Raw genomic sequence first — 18,811 nt, forward strand, 5'->3', positions numbered from 1 at the left:
GTATTGTGGGTGGTTACAGGTGCCTGGGCGTTGCAGGCAGCACCTAGAAACGAGGCAGGTCCGGGTGCGCCATTTGCCCTTCGTGGATATGCATGCCGCCAAGTTCCGCACAGCGATGCAGGGTGGGTATTGCCTTGCCGGGGTTCAGGATCGAATGCGGGTCGAACAGCGTGCGGATCTGCGCGAACACTTCCAGCTCGTGCGCACCGAACTGCCAGCACATGCCGTGTAGCTTCTCCGTACCGATACCATGCTCACCGCTTATCGAGCCGCCGGCCTCCAGCGCCAGCGCCATGATCCGGTCCGCCAGCGCCATTGCCCGCGCCTCCTCGCCCTGGTTGCGGCTGTCGTAGCGCAACACCGAATGGAGATTGCCGTCGCCGGCATGGAAACTCTGCACCACCTCGATCGCCGCCTCGGCGGCCATCTGGTTGATACGGTCCAGCACTTCACCCAGCAGCCGACGGGGTACTACGCAATCGGCCACATACACATCCCGCGCCGTTCTCAGCAACGCCGGCAGGATGTTCTTGCGCGCCGCCCACAGTTCGAGCCGCTCATGCTGCTCATCTGCCTGGCGCAACTCCAGCAGCCCATGCTGCCGGAAGATCACCTGGATCTGTTCCGTCCAGGCGGCGATCTCGGCGGCCTGGCCATCCAGTTCGCAGAGCAGCGCGCCGCCTGCGTCCGTACGCAGCTTCAGCCCCGGCGAGTAACTGTCGGCAGCGATCAAGGACGCGTTATCCATGATTTCCAGCCCGGCAGGCACAATCCCGGCCCCGATGATAGCGGTCACAGCGTTGCAGGTGTCTCTTGGCGTGGAAAAAAAGCCCAGCAAGACACGAATTTTCGACGGCACAGGTAGCAGGCGCAGGCGCGCCTCGGTAATCAGGCCCAGCAGCCCTTCCGACCCGGTCAGCAACGACAGAAAGTCAAAACCCGGGGTATCCAGCGCGGCACTGCCCAGGTCGAGCACCTGGCCTGCCCCGTCGACCATTCGTACCCCCAGCAGGTTGTTCACCGTGAGCCCGTACTTGACGCAGTGCACGCCGCCTGCATTCTCCGCCACGTTACCGCCAATCGTGCAGGCGCTCTGGCTGGACGGATCGGGGGCGAAAAACAGGCCATGGGGTTGCGCGTGCTCGGAAACCGCCACGTTACGTACGCCCGGCCCGGCCAGCGCCTGCCCTGCGGCTGCGAACACGGTGACAGCGCGAAGCCGGTTGAGGCCCAGCACGACACTGCCCGACACAGGCGTTGCCCCGCCAGAGAGACTGGTGCCGGCCCCCCGTGGCGTGATGGCTATGCGATGCTGCGCACAATAGCGCAGTACCTGGCAGACCTCGTCTTCATCAGCCGGCAGTACCACCGCCATGGGCCGCTCGCACAAATGAAACAGCGCGTCGCACTCGTAAGGGACGAGCGCCGCCGGCTCATCGATCACCCAGCGATCGCCCACGATCGCCTTGAAGGCATCGACGGCACACTGGCGCGCACGGTTGTGTTCAGGCATGTGAGCATTCCTCGTCAGGTAGACGCTGCGCAAGCAACTCCAGCCAGTGGCCGACCTCGACCGGGCTGGCTTTCTGCAGGTGCAGGATGCAGCCCACGTTGGCCGACACCACCCGTGAGGGCTGGCCGGCGGCAAGGTGACCCAGCTTGCGCGTGAGCAGTTCTTCACTGCGCCCGGGCTGCAGCAGCGAATACGCGCCCGCAGAGCCGCAGCACATGTGCTCCTCTTGCACGGGTATCAATGTGTAGCCCGCCCGGCGAAGAATGGTTTCTACCTGCGCTTTGGCCCGCAGGCTGTTGCGTAAGCTGCACGGCACATGAAAGGCCAACCGCTCTTCACCGGCTGCCAGCGGTTTCAGGGCAAGGGGCCGCTCAGCCCACAGGGCATTGAGGAACGTGCCAGGGTCTTGCACCAATGCACTGACCCGCGCCGCCTTGGGCGCGTAGGCCGGGTCATCGCGCAGCAAGTGCCCATAGTCCTTGAGCTGCGCACCACAGCCGGTAGATGAAGAAAGGATCGCTTCCGCGCCCCGCTCGATCGCGGGCCACCAGGCATCGATATTGCGCCGCATGGCCGCTTTGGCGGCGTGCGGCGCATCCAGATGCTGGCTGAGTGCCCCGCAGCAGCCACTTCCCGAAGCGTGCACCATGGCAACGCCAAACCGGTCCAGCAACAGGGACAGCGCCGCGTCATGACCCGGCGTAAACACCGGCTGCACACAACCCTGCAGGCTCAGTACATGGCGCGCGTGCCTGGGCGCGAGCCCTGTTGCCAGTGCCGGGCGGTCGGGTACCAGGGCACGCAGGCGGCCTGGCAAACAGGGCTTCAACGCCCAGCCGATACGCGCCAGGGTGCCAAGGGCAGGCCTGCAGGTCATCACCGAACGAATGGCCAAGCGCTTGGCGCGCTGCCAGAAGGGCCGCGGCTGTTGCGCGTTGATCAGTTGCTGCCCCAAGTCGATCAGGTGGCCATACTGCACACCTGACGGGCAGGCAGTCTCGCATGCCTTGCAGTGCAGGCAGTTGTCCAGGTGCCCCCGCGTGCCGGCCGTTGCCGTCCCGCCCTGAAGGGTGTCACGGATGAGGTAGATTCGGCCTCTTGGGCTATCGAGTTCGTTTTCCAGCATTTCATAGGTCGGGCAAACGGAAGCGCACAGCCCGCAATGCACGCAACTCTCGACCAGGGCCGCAGCCTGGATTGCGCTATCGCTGGCGATCAAACGTTCATGCAGGTCTACACGCATTGGGTATTCTCTTTGGCAGCGTCACGCAAGGCGCCGCGATCGAAGATCCGGCAGGGGTCGAAAATATCCGCCAGGCCATGGCTCAACTGGGTCATGCCCGCGGACAATCCGTGCCAATCCCCGCCTGCAGGCGCACGCCAGGCCAGCGCATGCCCGCCATGGTCTTGGGCCCAGCCATGAAGGTGCTGATCGCCGCTGGGCAGCCAAGCCCAGCGCACGCCCCCTGCCCAATCGATCGCACCCGTCGCAGGGTGCAGCGGTGCATCGGGGCGCACGCTTGCCCTCCACAGCGTTTGCCCTGGCCTTGGTCGAAAAAAACCATGCTCACGATGAACCACACTGCGCCAGAAGGCCGCCCCATCAGCCACTTCGGCATACTCACCTGCCAGGTTCGCCAAGGCGTGACGAACGCTGTAATCGCTCCCGCTGTAGCGCAGGAACAGGCGGCCATCCACGTAAGCCGATGCGGACAGCAGGCCAGGCCCCTGGCCGCCCGCCAGCATCGTGGCCAGCGCCGTTTGCGCGGTACAGGCCGTGGCCACCGTCACCTCTGCCGCAGGCCGCGGCATCACGCGCAGCGTCACCTCGAGCAGCGCCCCCAGCATGCCGCGGCTGCCGCCCGCCAGGCGCGCCACGTCGAACCCGGCGACGTTCTTGACCACCCGCCCGCCAAAACGCAGGTCTCTTCCCAGGCCATCGATCAGCCGTACCCCGATCAGGTGGTCACGCAGTGCCCCGGCATAGGGCCGCCGCGGGCCCGACCACCCCAGCGCCACCGCCCCGCCTATGCTGTTGGTCTGTTGCACCACTGGCTCGAAACCGAGCATCTGGCCGTGCTCGGCCAACACTCGCTGGAGCAGCGCGACCGGGGTGGCGCACCGAACGGTTACGACCAGGTCACTGGGGTCGTACTCAACGATGCCGGTGTGACCCTGCATGGAAATCACGGCAGCCTCGGTGGCCGCGTGGCTGTGGGTGCCGGCGCCGCGAATCTGCAGCTTGGTGTGGTCTGCGCGCGCCCGGGCGAAGTGCTCACGCAGCCAGGGGACGGCATCGCGTGCATCCGGTAGACGATGTTCGCCTGCGCTGGGCGTGGAACCGAAGGCTGACATGTAAGGCAATCTCGTGTTTTTTATTGTGATTCGCTGGCCAACGCCAGGCTTTGGCAGACGTTAATGAACGCCAGCGCGCAGGTCGACTGACTTATTTTCCCCAACGCATGAGCCGTAGCTCATGTGCTTTTGGCGCTGTATCGAACGCGTCATGCCGATACAATCCAGCCACCGGCAATTGCCGCAATCGCCCCCGGACCACAATGACTGATAGTGACAACAAAGCGCTGCTGGACAGGTTCTTCCGGTCATCGCTCAGCCTCAAGCAACTGCGCATACTGGTAGCGCTTGCCGACCTTGGGCAGGTGCGCAAGGTGGCTGAAGCCATGAACGTCAGCCAGTCTGCTGTTTCCAAGCAGCTGGCAGAAATACAGGAAGGTATCGGGCACCCTGTCGTTACGCGGGTCGGCAACCGCCTGGCGCTGACACCGGTGGGGCTGGCCCTGATCAGCAGCGCCCGGGGCGTGCTCCATCATCTGGAACGGGCGCAGCATGAAATCCTTGCCCTGCGCGAGGGCAAAGGTGGGCACCTGGTGCTAGGCACTGTGTCATCGGTGTGTGCGACATTGGTGCCTGGCGCGCTCAACTACCTGTACGAGCACGCACCCTCGGTGTCGATCAAAGTGGAAGAAAACACCGCCGACAAACTCATCCCGCAGCTGGTCGACCGTTCGATCGACATGGCGATTATCCGCATATGGCAACCGTTGGCAGTGGCGGGTGTCTCCCAGCAAACCTTGATGCATGAAGCCCTGGTCATCGTCGCCGGGCCTGACCACCCGCTCGCGCGGCAGGGCGTGGTCGACTGGGCACAGACCGTCAAGTACCCCTGGATCGTGCCTAACGCGGGTTCACCTGCACGTGAGGCACTGGAGGCGATGCTGGCCATGCATGGCTTGAGGTTGCCTGGCGGGACGATAGACTCCATTTCCATGACGCTGATCGTCTCGCTGCTGGCCCACAGCCGGCACTTGTGCTTGCTGCCCGAGCACTTCGCCAGAAAACTGCAAGCCAGAAACGAGGCGAGTATTTTGCCAGTGAATACCGCAAACCTTCTGTCTGAAGTACGGGCAGTGTGGTGCACCGCCAACACCAACCCGGCACTCAACACCCTGCTGCGTTGCCTGGCGTACGCCTCAGCGTGATTCGATGGTGTGAGGGGGCGTGCTCGCCCCTCCCTACCCGGCTCACCAGAGCGCTATCTGGTACCCCAGGATCACCCGGTTCTCGTCAAGATCGGTGGTCAAGCCATTGCCCGAGCGGAACGACACATTCCGCCAACGCAGGCTCAAATCCTTCAATGGCCCCGACTGTATGACGTAGGCGATATCCATGTCGCGCTCCCACTCATGCCCGTCCGCCACGCCGCTGGCCTCGATACTGCGCCCTTGTACGTAACGCGTCATGAAAGTAAGCCCGGGCACGCCCATGGCCGCAAAGTTGTAGGTGTAGCGCAACTGCCACGCGCGGGTGTTCTGTTTTGCAAAGGTATTGTGCGTGACCAGGTTGACCGAATAGGGGTCGGCACCTGCCAGGAACGGAAAATTGCCGTCCCCAGACAATTTCTGCCAGCCAGCACTGAAGCCATGCCCTTGGGTATCCAGTGTGACCATGCCATTGAGGAAGTCGTTGTCGATGTCGCCCCCGATGGCCCGGCCTTCATCGAGGCTATGGAAATAGCGCAGATCGGTCACAAGCTTCAGCCCAGGGGCTATTTCAGCCGTGTGATTCAGGCCCACGAAATGCTGTGCATAGGCGTCTTCCAGGCGCGCGTAGTAATAGCTCAGCGACAGGTCTTTGTTGACCGTGTAGGCCCCACCCGCGAAATCAAAGTCGCCAGCACTCAAGCCGTTGTACGCGTAGGCCATGTCCTTGTTATCGGTCGAATCGCGAAGGTTGACCCGGGTCAGTTGGCCAAGCGTCAGGCTAAGGTTGTCGACATCCTTGGAGGTCAACATTGCTCCCGTGTAGCGCGTGGCCAGCAGCCTCGTATCGTTGTACATGACCACGGGCAAGTTGGGCTGCAACGAACCCACCGACAACTGCGACTTGCCCAGGCGCATCTTCGCGGTCACGCCGGCTTCAGACCATTCGTTCTCTGCTTTGCCATCACGCCCCAGCACCAACAGGTTGGTGCTGCTACCGCGTTGGCCTGCATCGAGTTTGACGCCCATCTGCGCGATGGCATCCGCGCCGAACCCCACTACCCCGTCGGTGAAGCCCGAGTTGAAGCGCAGCGTGAACCCTTGCCCCCAGTCGCGCATGGGCTCGGGGCTTCCCGAGTTGCGCAAGTCACGGTTCATGTACATGTTGCGTGCATCGATCACAGCATGGCTGTCGCTGATAAAATCGGCCCGCGCACCCTGGATGGGCAGTGAAGACGCACAGAGACAGATACTCAGTTGTGCAGTAACGCCAAGTTTTATTTTCATTGTTTTTATGAGTAACAGTGCCCGCTGCTGGCAGGCGGGCTTGCCTGAGGAAGTAGCGCCCGGCCCCGTCAGCACTGCTGACCAAGCCCAGGCATCCAGCACCCTCAGGCTACCGAGGCGCCGTACGCGGCGTTAGCCGATTCCAGCAGCAGCTATCCGGTTCGGGCGGATTTGTGTGCAGGCAACAACAGCGAGCACCTCTGCGATAGTGGCTGACCACATGCGCCAGCCAGCGGGATCACAAGCTCGGCACCTTTTTTTGACTCATTTTTCACAAGCGATGGGCGATCGTTGAGCCATCCCTACGTGTGATAGCAGTTCCCATTGGCCCGTCTAGCAGCGGGCTATCTTTTGCCCGCGATTCAGGCCAGCGCCGGCAGTAACCCGTACCAGCCCACCGTTGCTGGTGCATCAGAACTCGGTAATCACGGTCACACCCGCTGTATCGAAGCGGTCCATGTTCATCAACGCGTCGATGGACTGCGCCAGGTTGATGGTCTTGCCCACCAACTTTTCAGGGGCCAGCTTGCCCGAACCGATCATCTCCATCATGGCATCGTAGCGATGCGCTTGCATGCCATGGCTGCCGTAGATTTCCAGCTCATGGGCAATCACCTTGCTCATGGGGATCGCAGGCTGGGCGTGGTCTGCCAGCATCAGCCCGACTTGCACATGCCGGCCGCGACGGCGCAGGTTGTTGATGGAGTTGAAGCACGTGGTCGGGTGGCCCAATGCGTCCAGCGACACATGTGCGCCGCCCCGGGTGATTTCCATCACCGCCTCCGTCACGTCCGCTACCTGACTGGCATTGATGGTGGCCACGGCGCCCAGTGCCCGCGCCAGTGCCAGCTTGTCATCCGCGATATCGATTGCAACCACGTTGGCACCGATGGCCTGGGCGATCATCACCGCCGAAAGGCCCACGCCACCGCAGCCATGCACCGCGACCCACTGGCCTGCGCCGACCCTGCCCTGGTCCACCACCGCGCGGAATGAAGTGACGAAGCGGCAACCCAGGCTGGCTGCAGTCGCATAGTCCATGGTTTCCGGCAGGGCCACCAGGTTCAGGTCAGCCTGATGGATACCCACGTATTCAGCGAAAGACCCCCAGTGGGTAAAACCGGGCTGGAACTGGGTGTGGCACACCTGCTGATTGCCACTGTGGCACTGCGCACAGGCGCCACAGCCGCCTACGAACGGAACGGTTACCCGGTCACCCACCTTCCACTGGGTCACATCGCCGCCTACGGCGGCGACCACGCCTGCCAGCTCATGGCCTGGAACGTGGGGCAGCTGTATGTCCGGATCGTGGCCTTTCCAACCATGCCAGTCGCTTCGGCACACGCCTGTGCCTTTGACTTCAATCACCACACCATGCCGCTCCGGGCTTGGATCGGCGATATTCATCAAGCGCGGTGGCTGAGAAAAGGCTTCGTAGACGACAGCTTTCATGACGTTTACCCCTGCTGAAAACGGTTGGATGAGTCGTGCTTCCGGCAGCGCCCGAGCAGCGCTTTTCGGCGGCTATCAGTATGAAGAAAACGGCTGAAATTACCTTTCAGAGTTCGGTTGACATGGGTGCGCAAGTGAAATAAATCTTCAAAAAGCTCATTGATTCTGAAGGATTGGCGCATGGCCGACGCACTGGACAAAGTAGACATTGCAATAGCGGACAGACTGCAACGTGACGGCAGGCTGTCGAACGTCAAGCTGGCCGAGCAGTTGTGCCTGAGTGAGGCATCATGCTGGAGGAAACAGAAGCGGCTGGAGGCGAGCGGCGTGATAGAGGGCTACCAGGCCATACTCAACCGCAAGAAGCTGGGTTTGGGGGTGATGGCGTTCGTGCAGATTTCCTGCACCGACCACAGCGAAGAGGCGACCGCGAAGTTCGAAAAGATCATCGCGGCGGCTCCGCAGGTGCTGAGCTGCCACAACACCACGGGCGAAGCCGACTTCCTGCTTCAAGTTGTCGCCCGGGACCTGGACAGCTATAGCCGCTTCATCGACAAGGTGCTGCGCAAGTTGCCCGGCGTGGCGAGTATCAGGTCCAACCTGTCGTTGCGCGAGATGAAAACGACCAACCAGTTCCCCGTGGCCGAACTCCTGAGCCTTTGATCAGGCCCTTGGGGTACTGGACGGCAACTCGCCGAAGCGCCGGCGGTACTGCTCGCTGAAACGGCCAAGGTGGTTGAACCCCCAGGCTTCGGCAACCTCGGACACCAGCCGGTCCGAGCCGCTGCACAGCAACTCATTGCGCGCAGCATCCAGGCGCAGCGCCTTGACGTACTGCATGGGAGACTGCTGAAGCGCGCGCTGAAAGCCTTCGCTCAAGGAGCGCACGCTGACCCCCGCTGCGCTGGCAATGTCTGTCAGCTTGAGATCGTCGCGCAGGTGCTCACGGATATACCCCTCGGCACGCTTCACATGCCGGGGCATCAAGGGTTGCGGGCCGAACCCGGCGCCGTGATCGGCGTGCAGCGCATGCATGAGGGTGAACAGCGCACTTTGCTGCAGAAACTCCAGCGTGCGAGCATCGGGCGTAGGCTCAGGGCCGATCATGTACGTCATCAACAGGTTGAGAAAGCCGATCCAGCGCATCTGCGCCGTACCGCCGGCTTGCAACATCGCATCGAATCGCAGTGGCCTGGCCGGCATGCAGCCGTGGAAATCCACGCAAGCCGCCTCGATCAGGGCCAGGGGGAATTGCACATGCAAACGCCAGCTGTCGGCACTGAATGCCTTGTTGATACGGTCTTCCAGTGAATCGATCATCACCAGCCCGCCCCCGCCGGAGTACACCCCTTTTGGCGTGTGGATGGTCGCGCTGCCTTGTAGCTGGGTGCTGACCAGCAAAAACGAGGTGGGCGTCTGGTCAAGCATGACCGGCACGCCAAAGCGCAAACTGGCCACCTGCAATTCACCGACAGCGCGGCGCTGCAGCTGCATGGCAAGCGCACCATCGCGGTTGTCCACGGCGAGCCGGTTCGCGCTGTAATTGGCTGCAAGCACGTCCGACGCGTGCCGCGCATCGCAAGCCTCGACCTGGTCTGCGGTAAAGCTCAACGCGGCTTGTGTATAGGTACGCAGCAACGAAACCGCATGGGCAACGCCGTTGCAAGAGGCCATGGTTGTCACAGCGCGCCACTCTTATTGTTGTTGTGAGTGCTCACGTTGTAAGCAATCAGCCGGGGGGAGTCAATGCCGGCCATCGCGAGACCCGCCTACAGCGCTGCGGTGACGCGCCCCTTTGGCTACCGTTTGCTGGCGGGTGTTCAATCCTCGCGAATATGCCGCTCCTGGCGTTCCTGACGCTCTTTCGCTTCGATACACAGCGTGGCTGTCGGGCGCAGCAGCAAGCGCCTGAGACCAATGGGTTCGCCAGTGTCCTTGCACCAACCGTACTCACCCCGGGCAATGCGCTCCAAAGCCTCGTCGATCTTGTCCAGCAGCTTTTTCTCCCGCTCCAGCAAGCGCAGTTGCCAGTGCCGTTGCTCTTCCACGGTGCCCAGGTCGGAGGGGTCGCTGCTGGGTTCGAACTGCTGCATCAACTCGAACTCACGGGAAATTCGCGCTTGCAGCTCCGTCCGCTGTACCAGCAGCAGATCACGGAAAAAGGCCAGCTGTGCAGCGTCCATATAGGCCGCTTCAGGCATGCGGAGCAATTGGTCTTCAGTCATTGCAGTCGTTCTCGCGTGGAGGGTTGCGTTTCAGCGCCGCTGGTCATTGAACGCCAGCGGTAAGCCTTGGCAGTCCGCGTTCAAGCGGTGCTCATGCCAGGCCAACTGGCCGGACACGATCGTGGTCGTGACCCGATGGCGCAGGCAGTGGTGCTGCAAAGGTGTCCACTGGCAGTGGGCAAGGACCGGGTCGAGGCCAACCGGCCTGGGTGCGTCGAGGCGTTCGACCAGGGCCAGGTCAGCCCAGTAGCCTTCGCGCAGGTAGCCACGCGCCTCTATCGCGAACAGGTCGGCGACCGCATGGCTGGTTTTACGCACCAACTGGGTGATCGGCAGCAGCCCCTGCTCGACCAGCTCGAACAGCGCTGGCAGTGCATGCTGCACCAGCGGCAACCCGGAAGGTGCCAAGCCGTAAGGCTGTTGTTTTTCTGCCAGCGTATGGGGGGCATGATCGGTGCCGATCACATCGATGCGGTCCTCCAGCAAGGCCTGGCGCAGCGCGTCGCGGTCGGCAGTGGTCTTGATCGCCGGGTTGCACTTGATGAGATTGCCCAGGCTTGCGTAGTCGCGGTCATCGAACAGCAGGTGGTGGACGCACACCTCAGCGGTGATCAGCTTTTGGGCCGACGGGCCAGGCTCGAACAGCCGCAACTCCCTGGCAGTGGTCAGGTGCAGCACATGCAGACGGGTAGCGAAACGGTTTGCCAGTTCGACCGCCAGGCTGGACGAGCGCCAGCAAGCGTCTGCATCGCGTATCAGCGGGTGCATCGCTGGCGTGATGCCTGCGCCGAACTGCGCACGGAAGCGGGCTTCGTTGGCTATGATCGAAGGGGTATGCTCGCAATGCGCCAGCAACACCGTCGGTACACAGGCAAAAAGCCGCTCGAGCACCCTGGGGTCATCAACCAGCATGTCGCCGGTGGAGGCGCCCATGAATACCTTCACCCCGGCAATTTGCCGGGGATCCAGACGGGCAACGGTCTCCAGGTTGTCCTTGCTCACCCCAAAATGGAAACCGTAGTTGGCAACCGATGAGCTGGCAGCGCGGGCCTTCTTGTCGTCAAGGGCCGCCAGCGTCAAGGTGGCCGGCCTGGTGTTGGGCATGTCCATGAAACTGGTGATACCACCGGCCACGGCAGCACGTGACTCACTGGCCATGCAGCCTTTGTGCGTGGCGCCGGGTTCGCGAAAGTGCACTTGGTCGTCGATCATGCCAGGCACCAGCCAGCGGCCTTGGGCATCGATCTCCACAGGTGCATTCATGCCCTCGATGCTGGCGGCGATCTTGTCGATTCGGCCGCGGGCAATGAAGACATCGGCCTCGAACACCTTGCCCTCGTTCACCAGCCGGGCATTTCTGATCAGGATACGGCTCATGAACGCGCGTCCCCGTGGCTGACACTGGCTGGCTGCTTGAACCGGAACGGCATGACCCATCACTCACTGCTAAAATGTTATGTTATAACACTGTATACCAGTGGGTATTTCCCCGTCACCCTCTTCTTGCATTACAGGTAATCCGCATGCGCGCTTCTCACACTTCTGCCGCCGAACCCTACGCCGACACTGAACTGGCCTGCCTGGCGGGGGCCAAGGCTGCGCTCTATCGCTGGGCGGCGACGGTCGCCACGCGTGACGTCGACCAAGTGCTGGCGCTTTATGCACCAGATGCGATCCTGGTGCCGACCCTGTCGAACCAGGTACGGGACTGCGACGACAGCCGTCGCAACTACTTCGACAACTTCCTGGCCAATGATGGGCTGGTGTGTGACATCCAGGTATTCAAGAAACGGGTGAGCCGCAAGCTCGGCACCGTGGTGGTCGGTGGGCTCTATACGTTCGTCTATCGCCAAGCAGGCGTTCAGCGGGTGGTGCCCGCGCGCTTCCTGTTCACCTTTGAACGGATCGACGACCAGTGGCTGATCACCGGGCACCACTCGTCGATCGAGGCCTGAGGGTGGTACCAGCAGGCGGCCGAGGTTCGCATCCGCCGCGAGCACGAGGTGCGGATACCGCCGAGGGTGGCTCGGTGGGCCTTACACCTGCCGCAGCACTGCGTGTATTTCAGCCACGATCTGGCAGCTGGCCTGCTCCACCGTGCCTTCATTGCGGCACAGCACCCAGCCCTGTTCGGCAACCGCACGTTCGAACGCTTCGGTGCAGGCTACCTGTTCATCCAGGGTGTGGATGACGGTACTGCGCAGCCCGCGGGTGCGCGCAGCCGCCCGGGCCCAGGAGGTTTCGGCGGCGGTGACCACGCCCACGTGCAGGTCCGGCACCTGCACGCCGCGCTCAAGGTTCAACTGCAGGATCTGCGCAAACGGCACGCTGCGGCGGAAGGCTGCGTCCGACGGGTACCAGCGATCGATCAGGATGATGCTGCCGGCCGGTTGCCGGGGCAGCACGTTTCGGGAAATCCAGGCACGGCTGTCGGCAAAGCGTTGGCAAACCTCATGCTCCAGCGCCTGGCAAGGGTTGCGGGCAAGCCTGTTGACCAAGGCCATGGTATCGCCGCGGGAGGGATCGTTGTTTCTCTCGCACAGGCGGACCACCTTGTGCCCGCCCAGCCTGAGGGCTTGCGTAACGGCCTCCAGCAAGGTGGTCTTGCCGGTGCCTTTAGGGCCATCGAGAGAGACAAAAAGCGGACGGTTCATCGTTCAAAACCCATAAGCGCAAGCGCGGGATGAGAGCATTGATCACACCCCGCTTCAAGCGCTTGCGCTCAAGGAGTACATTTGTACCCCACCCGGGGCAGGCGGCCCATTCGCTGGCGCGCGGGTGCCGCCCCCGTCAGACCTGCGCCTGCCCCCCATCGACGAACAACTCGGCGCCGTTGACGAAACTGGCATCGTCACTGGCCAGGAACACTGCCGCATTGGCTATCTCCACCGATTCGCCAACCCGGCCCAGCGGCACCTGGGCGGCCAGGTAATCGAGCAGGCCCTGCTGTTGCTGGGCGTCCGGGCCAGCCAGCTCCACCAGGCCGGGCGTACGGGTGGCACCAGGGCTGAGCGTATTGACCCGTACCCCGCGGTCCTTCAGGTCGAGGATCCAGCTGCGGGCCAGCGCGCGCACGGCGGCCTTGGAAGCGGAGTACACACTGAAGGCCGCCGTACCCGAGCTGCCCGCGGTCGAGCCGGCCAGAATGACCGAGGCGTTGTGCGACAGCAGCGGCAATGCCTTTTGCACCGTGAACAACACGCCCTTCACATTGCGGTCGAAGGTGTCGTCGTAGTGTGCTTCGGTGATTTCGCCCAGTGGCAGCATGCTGCCGCCGCCTGCATTGGCGAACAGGACGTCTAGGCGCCCATGCTGCTGGCCAATCCGGGCATAGAGCTGGTCCAGCTGATCCAGGCGGGTGGAATCGACTGCCACCCCTGTCGCGTTGCCAATCAGCGCTACCGCCTTGTCCAGCTCTGCCTGGCGCCGCCCAGTGATGTAGACGTGTGCGCCCTCCTCGGCGAAGCGTTTGGCGGTGGCCAGGCCGATGCCGGTGGTGCCGCCAGTGACCAGTGCGATCTTGCCTTCGAGTTTGTTGCTCATGGTGTTTCTTCCGTCAGTGTGGGTGAGTGACTGTGGGGAGAAGCGTATCGACCTGCAGGCAATTTCAAAATAGAATCGTTTGAAAGTCATCATTGCAGAATTGAAATGGCAAGAATTCCGGATTTCGAAGGCCTGGCGATGTTCGCCAAAGTCGCAGAAGAAGGCTCCTACGCTGCGGCGTCCAGGGCCATGGGCGTGTCGGTGCCGACCGTTTCCCGGGCCGTGGCCCGCCTGGAGGAGCGCCTGGGCGGGCGCCTGTTCAACCGCACCTCACGCCAGCTGTCGCTGACCGAGTTTGGCCAGCGCATGGTGGACCAGGCCAGCGCGCTGTATCGCCAGGCCGAAGAGATGGAAAGCCAGGCGCTGGAACGGTCGGTGGAACCGCGCGGGCTGGTACGCCTGGCGGTTCCCATGTCGTTCGGCCTGCGCTGGGTGGCACCGCTGTTGCCAGAATTGCTGGCACGTTACCCCGGCCTGGAGCTGGACCTGCATTTGTCCGACTCTACCGTAGACCTGGTGGCCGACGGCTTCGACGCGGCGTTGCGCATTGCCGCCCTGCCCGACTCTTCACTGGTGGCGCGGCATATCTGCTCAGTGACCCAGTACCTGGTGGCGGCACCCGGGTACCTTGCCAGGCATGGCCACCCTGCGCACCCGCGCGAACTGGCCGAGCATGCGTGCATGAGCTACGCCTACCGCGCCCGCAGCCAGGTGTGGCGTTTTACCCACGCCGATGGCACGCAACAGGATGTAACACCGCGAGGACCGCTGCGGGTCACCAACTCGGATGCACTGGTGGCGCCGTTGCTGGCAGGTGTCGCGCTTGCCGAACTGCCAGAGTTCATTGCGGCGCACTACCTGGCCGATGGCCGCCTGGAACGGGTATTGCCGGCATGGCGCATGACCCAGGGGGGCCTGTATTTCGTCACCCCTTCGGCGCGGAGTCGGCCACGCAAGGTGCAGGCATTGGCCGATTTCTTTGTCGAACGGTTGTCTGCCGCCGCCTGGCGGGGCCCTCGGGCTGAGGGCTGAGCGCAGCTACCTGCCGGTGAAATGATTGGGGCCACCCTGCAGGCAGCCCCAAAGCGTCAGCTGGAGACTCAGGGCCGCATTGCGCTGGCCCTTTCACGGCGCCAGGACGCGCCCACCAAGGTGGGCTGCCCAGGCTCAGACCGCCAGCGCGCGCTCACGCAGCTCGCTGTTGAGGATGCGGTCGTTTTCGCTGTAGTCGACCGGGCAGTCGATCACGTGCACGCCTGGGGTCTTGATGCAGTGCTCCAGCAGCGGCAGCAGGCCGTCGGCGCTTTCCACGCGGTGGCCATTGGCGCCGTAGGCTTCGGCATACTTGACGAAGTCCGGGTTGCCGTAGTCCAGGCCGAAATCGGTGAAGCCCATGTTGGCCTGCTTCCAGCGGATCATGCCGTAGCCGTCGTCACGCAGGATCACCACGGTGATGTGCATGCCCAGACGCACGGCGGTTTCCAGCTCCTGGCTGTTCATCATGAAGCCGCCGTCACCGCACACCGAAATCACCGGGCGATCCGGGTAGACCAGGTGTGCAGCCATGGCCGATGGCAAGCCGGCGCCCATGGTCGCCAGGGCGTTGTCCAGCAGCACGGTGTTCGGCTTGTGCGCCTTGTAGTTACGGGCGAACCAGATCTTGTAGATGCCGTTGTCCAGGGCCACGATGCCTTCGGACGGCAGCACGCGACGAATGTCGGCCACCAGGCGCTGTGGGTAGACCGGGAAGCGGTCGTCGTCGGCGCCTTCGGCGATCTGCGCTTCGTTGGCTTCACGAATTGCCATGAGGCGGGTGAAGTCCCAGTGCGAAGTGTCGCCCAGGCCTTCAGCGATCTGCCACACGGCGTTGGCGATGTCGCCGATCACTTCAACCTGCGGGAAGTACACGGCATCGACTTCGGCGGAGCGGAAGTTGATATGGATGACTTCGGTGCCGCCACGCACCATGAAGAACGGCGGCTTCTCGATCACATCGTGGCCGATGTTGACGATCAGGTCCGCCGCTTCGATCGCACGGTGCACGAAATCGCCGGACGACAGCGCAGCGTTACCCAGGAAGCGCGGGCTGCGCTCGTCAACCACACCCTTGCCCAGCTGGGTGGTGACGAATGGGATACCGGTATTATCGACCAGTTGCTTGAGGACCTTGGCGGTCATCTTGCGGTTGGCGCCGGCACCGATCACCAGGATAGGGCTACGTGCGGTGCGCAATTTCTCGATGGCAGCTTCAATGGCCACGTGCTCGGCCAGCGGGCGGCGGTGCAGGCTGCGCGGGATCGGCAGCGCGTCGGTCTGCTCGGCGGCGATGTCTTCCGGCAGTTCCAGGTGCACGGCACCCGGCTTTTCTTCTTCAGCCAGGCGGAAGGCTTCACGCATGCGCGAAGGGATGTTGTCGGCCGAAGCGAACTGGTGGGTGTACTTGGTGATGGGGTCCATCATGCCGCACACGTCGATGATCTGGAAGCGGCCCTGCTTGGACTTCTTGATCGGCTTCTGGCCGGTGATCATCATCATCGGCATGCCGCCCAGGTAGGCATAGGCGCTGGCCGTTACCAGGTTGGTGGCACCCGGGCCGAGGGTCGACAGGCTGACGCCGGTCTTGCCGGTCAGGCGACCGTAGGTAGCCGCCATGAAGCCTGCAGACTGCTCGTGACGGGTCAGTACCAGTTTGATCTTCGACTTGCGCAGGGATTCGAGCAGGTCGAGGTTTTCCTCACCAGGAATGCCGAATACATACTCGACACCTTCGTTTTCCAGACATTGCACAACGACATCGGCGGCCTTGGCCATTTAGGGTACTACCTCAAAATCTTTGGGGGATTGCAGCGAGATCGGCTGCGTGACTGAGATGTTGCAGGATGTCTCAGTGGCGCGCATCGTAGGCCCTCTGGTTAATAATAATAAATATATTGTTATGATGCGTGGCATCACAGTTCGTTATAAATGCACTGACTACGAAAAGGTCGTACGCCCCAATGAACCTCAAGGCACTGCGTTGCTGCGTCGAAATCGTCCGCCAAGGCAGCTTCACCAAAGCAGCGCAACACCTGCACATAGCCCAGCCTGCGTTGAGCATGGCGGTTACCCGGCTGGAGGAAGAGCTGGGTGTGACCCTGTTCAACCGCACCACCCGCAAGGTGCTGCTCACGGCCGAAGGCGAGCAGTTTCTGCCACGCATTGCCTCGGCCCTGCGCGAAATGGATGTGGCCCGGCAGGAGCTGCGCGACATGGCTGACCTGAAGCGCGGCGAAGTGCGCCTGGGTATCCCGCCAATGTTCGGCCTGCACTATGTGCCAGGCTTGATGAACGCGTTCCGTCAGTCGTACCCCGGTATCGCCATGACCGTGTTCGAGGGCAGCGCCGCCGACATCGGCCAGCGCCTCGAACAACGGGAAATCGACCTGGCGTTGCTGGAATCGCGGCGCGTACCGCAGGACAAGGAGTCGATCCTGCTGGGCAGCGACGAGATGCTGGCGTGCATGCACCCCGACCACCCTTATGCCGGCAAGGCATTTCTCACCGCCGAAGACCTGCGCAATACCGACATGGTGGTATTCGACCGGACCTTCGTGCAGCGCCACCTGCTGGACGCATTTTTCGCCGAACACGGCATTACCTACCAAGTGGCCCTGCAGAGCAATTTCGTCTCGCTGGTGGTGCAGGCAGCACTGGACAACATGGGCGTGGCCACCCTGCTGCGCTCGGTGCAGCAGCGTACACCGGGCATTGTCGGCGTGCCCTTCCGGCCAGCACAGCAGATGAGCTTCAGATTGTGCTGGCGTTCAGGGGAATACCTGTCGCTGGCCAGCAAACGCTTCATCGATTTCGCCGCGCAAACGCATTACCTGGAGCGCTGACCGGGGCCTGGCCCCTGGTTTGAGCGGCGGCGTTACCTCGACGTTACGCCCACCGATTGACTATCATCCCGCCTTGAACGTTTCAGCATGTTTCAATACAGGCCCAACAAGGGATTCAGATGTCAGTCCAGCAACTCCCCCCGCCGCCCAGCAAAAGCGCCGTCGCCAAGATGGAAGCCGCCATGGCGCTGGGCAGCTTCGCCATCGGTACCGGTGAATTTTCCATCATGGGCCTGATGCCCGACATTGCCAGCAACCTGCAGTTGAGCGAACCGCAAGTGGGCCACGCCATCAGTGCCTATGCGCTGGGGGTCATGGTCGGTGCGCCGACCCTGGCGATTCTGGGCGCCAAACTGCTGCGCAAGCACATGCTGCTGCTGTTGATGCTGCTGTATGCGCTGGGCAACCTGGCCACCGCCCTCGCCCCTTCCTTCAGCGGCCTGGTGGCTTTCCGCTTCATCAGCGGCCTGCCCCACGGTGCCTATTTCGGCATCGCCGCGGTGGTGGCCTCGAGCATGGTTGCCAAGGACCAGCGTGCCGGGGCCGTGGCCCAGGTGATGCTGGGCCTGACGCTGGCCATGCTGCTAGGCAACCCTGTAGCCACCTTCCTCGGCCAGTACTTTGGCTGGCGCTCGGCGTTCGTGCTGGTCGGCGTGATCGCCCTGTGCACCATTGCCCTGGTCTGGCGCTTCGTGCCCCAGCCGCACGATGAGGTGCGCAGCGACCCACGCAAGGAACTGCGCGCCTTTGCCCTGCCGCAAGTGTGGATGGCACTGGGCATCGCGGCCATTGGCTTTGCCGGCATGTTCTGTGTATTCAGCTACCTGGCGCCGACCATGCTGCAGGTGACCCAGGTCGCGCCGCAGTGGATTCCGTTCGGCCTGGCGGCCTTCGGTGTGGGCGGTATCGTTGGCAACATTGCAGGCGGCAAGCTGTTCGACCGGTTGCAGTTCCGTGCGGTGGGGTTGGTGTTGGTATGGTCGATCGCCGTGCTGCTGTTCTTTACCGTTGCCGCGCAGGCGCTCTGGAGCCTGCTGCTGGGCATCGGCCTGGTGGGCACCATGATCGCCCTGGCGGCACCTTTGCAGATCCGCTTGATGGACATTGCCCATGAAGCGCCAAGCCTGGCCGCAGCGTCGAACCATGCCGCGTTCAACCTGGCCAATGCGCTGGGGCCCTGGCTGGGCGGTATGGCGATTACCGCCGGCATGGGCTGGACCAGCACCGGCTACATCGGCGCGGCTACCGCGCTGGTCGGGCTGGGCATCTACCTGCTCGCCCGGCGGATGCGTGGCGGGCATTGACCCGGCAGCGGTGCTGGGCAGGGGTAGGTACAGCGTCACACGGCGTTCGATGAACCTCCCCCCATTGCTGAACTCACTACCATCGGCACCAGCCGCAGGCTGGGTTCAT

Annotated in this window: 17 protein-coding genes; 6 read left to right on the plus strand and 11 right to left on the minus strand. The window is 62.9% G+C overall.

Features of this window, described 5'->3' with window-relative positions:
• Positions 1–43: 43 nt before the first annotated feature.
• From K4A76_RS12225 to glcE, 3 genes are read right to left on the minus strand one after another with little or no spacing between them, the layout of a single operon-like run.
• Positions 44–1,513 carry an FAD-linked oxidase C-terminal domain-containing protein gene (locus K4A76_RS12225; protein WP_274410337.1) on the minus strand — a complete coding sequence of 490 codons (1,470 nt, stop codon included), beginning with the start codon at positions 1,511–1,513 and terminating at the stop codon, positions 44–46.
• The gene (gene glcF / locus K4A76_RS12230; protein WP_274410338.1) at positions 1,506–2,756 is read right to left on the minus strand and encodes a glycolate oxidase subunit GlcF; all 1,251 of its coding nucleotides are present in this window, start codon (positions 2,754–2,756) and stop codon (positions 1,506–1,508) included. The genes K4A76_RS12225 and glcF overlap by 8 nt, the downstream gene beginning before the upstream one ends.
• The gene (glcE, locus tag K4A76_RS12235) at positions 2,747–3,868 is read right to left on the minus strand and encodes a glycolate oxidase subunit GlcE (RefSeq protein ID WP_274410339.1); all 1,122 of its coding nucleotides are present in this window, start codon (positions 3,866–3,868) and stop codon (positions 2,747–2,749) included. The genes glcF and glcE overlap by 10 nt, the downstream gene beginning before the upstream one ends.
• Before the next feature lie 203 nt (positions 3,869–4,071).
• Here glcE and K4A76_RS12240 point away from each other — a divergent pair, with 203 nt between their 5' ends.
• Positions 4,072–5,013 carry a LysR family transcriptional regulator gene (locus K4A76_RS12240; RefSeq protein WP_161892627.1) on the plus strand — a complete coding sequence of 314 codons (942 nt, stop codon included), beginning with the start codon at positions 4,072–4,074 and terminating at the stop codon, positions 5,011–5,013.
• A 42-nt stretch (positions 5,014–5,055) separates the two neighbouring features.
• Here K4A76_RS12240 and K4A76_RS12245 read toward each other — a convergent pair whose 3' ends face one another.
• Both K4A76_RS12245 and K4A76_RS12250 read right to left on the minus strand, forming a co-directional pair.
• Positions 5,056–6,300 (minus strand): OprD family porin, encoded by a 1,245-nt coding sequence (locus K4A76_RS12245; protein WP_274410340.1) that lies wholly within the window; start codon positions 6,298–6,300, stop codon positions 5,056–5,058.
• Positions 6,301–6,711: 411 nt separating this feature from the next.
• Positions 6,712–7,752: a zinc-dependent alcohol dehydrogenase family protein gene (locus K4A76_RS12250; RefSeq protein WP_054911592.1), complete on the minus strand. Its 1,041-nt coding sequence runs from the start codon at positions 7,750–7,752 to the stop codon at positions 6,712–6,714.
• A gap of 180 nt (positions 7,753–7,932) precedes the next feature.
• On the opposite strand from K4A76_RS12250, the gene K4A76_RS12255 reads away from it, so the two are divergent.
• Complete coding sequence (locus tag K4A76_RS12255) at positions 7,933–8,415, plus strand: Lrp/AsnC family transcriptional regulator (RefSeq protein ID WP_009684825.1); 483 nt, start codon at positions 7,933–7,935, stop codon at positions 8,413–8,415.
• On the opposite strand, the gene K4A76_RS12260 is transcribed toward K4A76_RS12255, so the two are convergent.
• The 3 genes from K4A76_RS12260 to K4A76_RS12270 form a co-directional block, all read right to left on the minus strand.
• The gene (locus tag K4A76_RS12260; protein ID WP_274410341.1) at positions 8,416–9,426 is read right to left on the minus strand and encodes a helix-turn-helix transcriptional regulator; all 1,011 of its coding nucleotides are present in this window, start codon (positions 9,424–9,426) and stop codon (positions 8,416–8,418) included. It abuts the gene before it with no gap.
• Between the two features lie 146 nt (positions 9,427–9,572).
• Positions 9,573–9,977, minus strand: coding sequence for an RNA polymerase-binding protein DksA (gene dksA / locus K4A76_RS12265; protein WP_009684822.1), 405 nt, complete (start codon positions 9,975–9,977; stop codon positions 9,573–9,575).
• Positions 9,978–10,007: 30 nt separating this feature from the next.
• Positions 10,008–11,354, minus strand: coding sequence for a dihydroorotase (locus K4A76_RS12270; RefSeq protein WP_274410342.1), 1,347 nt, complete (start codon positions 11,352–11,354; stop codon positions 10,008–10,010).
• Positions 11,355–11,500: 146 nt separating this feature from the next.
• Here K4A76_RS12270 and K4A76_RS12275 point away from each other — a divergent pair, with 146 nt between their 5' ends.
• Positions 11,501–11,932, plus strand: a complete 432-nt coding sequence (locus K4A76_RS12275; protein ID WP_009684820.1) for a DUF4440 domain-containing protein — start codon at positions 11,501–11,503, stop codon at positions 11,930–11,932.
• A gap of 81 nt (positions 11,933–12,013) precedes the next feature.
• Here the strand turns inward: K4A76_RS12275 and K4A76_RS12280 are convergent, their stop codons facing one another.
• A complete protein-coding gene (locus K4A76_RS12280; RefSeq protein WP_274410343.1) occupies positions 12,014–12,631 on the minus strand; it encodes a dTMP kinase in 618 nt (205 codons plus the stop codon).
• A gap of 136 nt (positions 12,632–12,767) precedes the next feature.
• On the minus strand, positions 12,768–13,520 hold the full coding sequence (locus K4A76_RS12285; protein WP_274410344.1) for an SDR family NAD(P)-dependent oxidoreductase: 753 nt from the start codon (positions 13,518–13,520) through the stop codon (positions 12,768–12,770).
• A gap of 105 nt (positions 13,521–13,625) precedes the next feature.
• Here K4A76_RS12285 and K4A76_RS12290 point away from each other — a divergent pair, with 105 nt between their 5' ends.
• Positions 13,626–14,552: a LysR family transcriptional regulator gene (locus K4A76_RS12290; RefSeq protein ID WP_274410345.1), complete on the plus strand. Its 927-nt coding sequence runs from the start codon at positions 13,626–13,628 to the stop codon at positions 14,550–14,552.
• A 135-nt stretch (positions 14,553–14,687) separates the two neighbouring features.
• Here K4A76_RS12290 and K4A76_RS12295 read toward each other — a convergent pair whose 3' ends face one another.
• The gene (locus K4A76_RS12295; protein ID WP_054881147.1) at positions 14,688–16,331 is read right to left on the minus strand and encodes an acetolactate synthase large subunit; all 1,644 of its coding nucleotides are present in this window, start codon (positions 16,329–16,331) and stop codon (positions 14,688–14,690) included.
• 185 nt (positions 16,332–16,516) lie between these two features.
• On the opposite strand from K4A76_RS12295, the gene K4A76_RS12300 reads away from it, so the two are divergent.
• A complete protein-coding gene (locus tag K4A76_RS12300; protein ID WP_009682269.1) occupies positions 16,517–17,398 on the plus strand; it encodes a LysR family transcriptional regulator in 882 nt (293 codons plus the stop codon).
• Between the two features lie 119 nt (positions 17,399–17,517).
• Positions 17,518–18,702: an MFS transporter gene (locus K4A76_RS12305; RefSeq protein WP_274410346.1), complete on the plus strand. Its 1,185-nt coding sequence runs from the start codon at positions 17,518–17,520 to the stop codon at positions 18,700–18,702.
• The last annotated feature ends 109 nt before the right edge of the window (positions 18,703–18,811 follow it).

It is taken from the genome of Pseudomonas sp. NEEL19 (assembly GCF_028751975.1).
GTDB lineage: Bacteria > Pseudomonadota > Gammaproteobacteria > Pseudomonadales > Pseudomonadaceae > Aquipseudomonas > Aquipseudomonas juntendi.

Bases quoted from the DNA above. Each gene is read 5' to 3' on its own strand.
- glcF (WP_274410338.1), bottom strand. From the start codon at position 2,756: ATGCGTGTAGACCTGCATGAACGTTTGATCGCCAGCGATAGCGCAATC.
- K4A76_RS12295 (WP_054881147.1), bottom strand. From the start codon at position 16,331: ATGGCCAAGGCCGCCGATGTCGTTGTGCAATGTCTGGAAAACGAAGGT.
- K4A76_RS12245 (WP_274410340.1), bottom strand. From the start codon at position 6,300: ATGAAAATAAAACTTGGCGTTACTGCACAACTGAGTATCTGTCTCTGT.
- K4A76_RS12290 (WP_274410345.1), top strand. From the start codon at position 13,626: ATGGCAAGAATTCCGGATTTCGAAGGCCTGGCGATGTTCGCCAAAGTC.
- dksA (WP_009684822.1), bottom strand. From the start codon at position 9,977: ATGACTGAAGACCAATTGCTCCGCATGCCTGAAGCGGCCTATATGGAC.
- K4A76_RS12300 (WP_009682269.1), top strand. From the start codon at position 16,517: ATGAACCTCAAGGCACTGCGTTGCTGCGTCGAAATCGTCCGCCAAGGC.
- K4A76_RS12305 (WP_274410346.1), top strand. From the start codon at position 17,518: ATGTCAGTCCAGCAACTCCCCCCGCCGCCCAGCAAAAGCGCCGTCGCC.
- K4A76_RS12270 (WP_274410342.1), bottom strand. From the start codon at position 11,354: ATGAGCCGTATCCTGATCAGAAATGCCCGGCTGGTGAACGAGGGCAAG.
- K4A76_RS12275 (WP_009684820.1), top strand. From the start codon at position 11,501: ATGCGCGCTTCTCACACTTCTGCCGCCGAACCCTACGCCGACACTGAA.
- K4A76_RS12280 (WP_274410343.1), bottom strand. From the start codon at position 12,631: ATGAACCGTCCGCTTTTTGTCTCTCTCGATGGCCCTAAAGGCACCGGC.
- K4A76_RS12225 (WP_274410337.1), bottom strand. From the start codon at position 1,513: ATGCCTGAACACAACCGTGCGCGCCAGTGTGCCGTCGATGCCTTCAAG.
- K4A76_RS12285 (WP_274410344.1), bottom strand. From the start codon at position 13,520: ATGAGCAACAAACTCGAAGGCAAGATCGCACTGGTCACTGGCGGCACC.
- K4A76_RS12255 (WP_009684825.1), top strand. From the start codon at position 7,933: ATGGCCGACGCACTGGACAAAGTAGACATTGCAATAGCGGACAGACTG.
- glcE (WP_274410339.1), bottom strand. From the start codon at position 3,868: ATGTCAGCCTTCGGTTCCACGCCCAGCGCAGGCGAACATCGTCTACCG.
- K4A76_RS12260 (WP_274410341.1), bottom strand. From the start codon at position 9,426: ATGGCCTCTTGCAACGGCGTTGCCCATGCGGTTTCGTTGCTGCGTACC.
- K4A76_RS12240 (WP_161892627.1), top strand. From the start codon at position 4,072: ATGACTGATAGTGACAACAAAGCGCTGCTGGACAGGTTCTTCCGGTCA.
- K4A76_RS12250 (WP_054911592.1), bottom strand. From the start codon at position 7,752: ATGAAAGCTGTCGTCTACGAAGCCTTTTCTCAGCCACCGCGCTTGATG.